At 44.1% G+C, this 1,885-nt stretch carries 1 protein-coding gene; it reads left to right on the top strand.

Annotated features, from left to right (window positions below; all coding sequences use genetic code 11):
• Positions 1-1,711: IS1182 family transposase (locus ACOEN1_RS13345; RefSeq protein WP_422487385.1), on the top strand; the 1,711-nt coding region annotated here is incomplete at its 5' end.
• Positions 1,712-1,885 lie beyond the last annotated feature (174 nt).

Genomic DNA, 1,885 nt, shown 5'->3' on the forward strand with positions numbered 1-1,885 from the left:
CGAAATAGGGCAACAAGCAATCAACTTCAATCTGTATCAAATCGGATTACCAGCAGACGACCCCGTCTATACCCTAAAAAAAGTGATGGAGGATCTGGACTTTTCTGGCCTAACGGCCAGATATTCAACCAAGGGAAGAAAAGGCTATAATCCGATTATGATGTTTGCAGTACTCACCTATGCAAACATGAGAGGAGTCAAAGCAGTTGACCGCATTGTAGAACTGTGTGAAAGGGACATCGCATTTCTTTGGCTTTCCAAGGGTGAAAAACCCAGGCGAGATGCTTTCTATGATTTCATAAACAACAAACTCAGCGCTGAAATTCTGGATGATCTGCACTACCAATTCGTCAAACGACTTCACCGGGAAGGGTTTGTAACGATGAAGCGCTTGTTCATAGACGGCACTAAAATCGAAGCTAACGCCAATCGTTATACATTCGTTTGGCGTGGAAGTGTAAACTATCGTTTGGCTGGACTTCTCGATACCATCGATGAATTATATTCCAAGTACAATGCGATAATCACCAGCGCCGGTTACCATAAGAAGTATGGCTTGGTCCAAGAAAAGATGTTCATTATCGAAGGGATGGACAAGGTTCGGGAAGTCATCCAGAAGAATCGAGAGCGAAAGAAAATGGACCAGAAGAAAATCTCCAACAACACGCTCCTGGAGATCGACAACATCTGCCCTTTGGCGCTCATGAAATTGCAGGTGAATATCACGAAAGTAGCTCAGGGAGAAGGTCTGGTCTTTGTCGCGGGGAAAGGACAGCACAAATCCGAACTCCAAAAGCTCTATGAACAGATCGAAGAATGCGCAAGGCGCCTGCTCAAATACCAGAAACACTTTAAGATCCTGGGAACAGACCGAAACAGCTATTCCAAGACGGATCTGGAGGCAACCTTCATGCGCATGAAGGACGACCACATGAAAAACGGGCAACTCAAACCAGCTTATAACGTACAGATCGCTGTGGAAAACTACTTCATCATCCACACCCACATCAGTAACGACCGCACAGATTACAACACCCTGATTCCAGTGCTGGAAAAGCATAAGGCTGCCTTCGGCCGGCAACTGGAAGAAGTCACTGCAGACAGTGGATACAGCAGTGAACAAAACCTCATATATCTCAAAGAAGAAGGCATCGAGAGCTACATCAAACTGCAGACCCATGAAAAGATGAAGACAAGAGCCTACAAAAACGACATCGGCAAGCATTACAACATGGCGAAGGTGGAAGGTGGGTACCTGTGCAGTGATGGCAGAAAACTGGTTCATGAAAGAACAGAAGTCCGAAATCAAGGCGGATTGAAAAGATCCTTCGAAGTATACGCCTGCAGCGATTGCAATGGCTGTACACTCAAAGCACAATGCCTATATCAATACGACGAAGAAAAAGATGCCTGCAAGAATAAGACCATGAAAGTCAATGAGGTTTGGGAAGAGCTTAAAGCCAAATCCCATCATAACATACAAAGCGATAAAGGTGTCCTCAACCGTCAGATCCGGTCAATCCAGACCGAAGGACATTTTGGGGACATCAAAGAGAACGACAAGTTCAGACGATTCAATTACCGCTCCTCTGAAAAGGTCTATAAAGAATTCATGGTGTACATATTAGGGCGAAACCTGAATAAATACCATCGATTCAAAAACGGAGAAATCAAAGAATTTGAAGGTAAAACCGCTGAAGTAGCCGCTTAAGAAAAATGCTGCAACACAAAACGAATACCTTTATTTAGTGTACCCAAAAATAGTAAGCCGGATACAAAAAGAGAACCCAATAGGACTGGAGACCTTTTTAAAAAGCCCAGAATCTTACGGGTTCTCTTCATTTTTTGTTTGTGAGGGTAAAATCGGTCATTTCCCGATTACCCC

The organism is Gudongella sp. DL1XJH-153 (genome assembly GCF_049310905.1).
Classification (GTDB): domain Bacteria; phylum Bacillota; class Clostridia; order Tissierellales; family Tissierellaceae; genus Gudongella.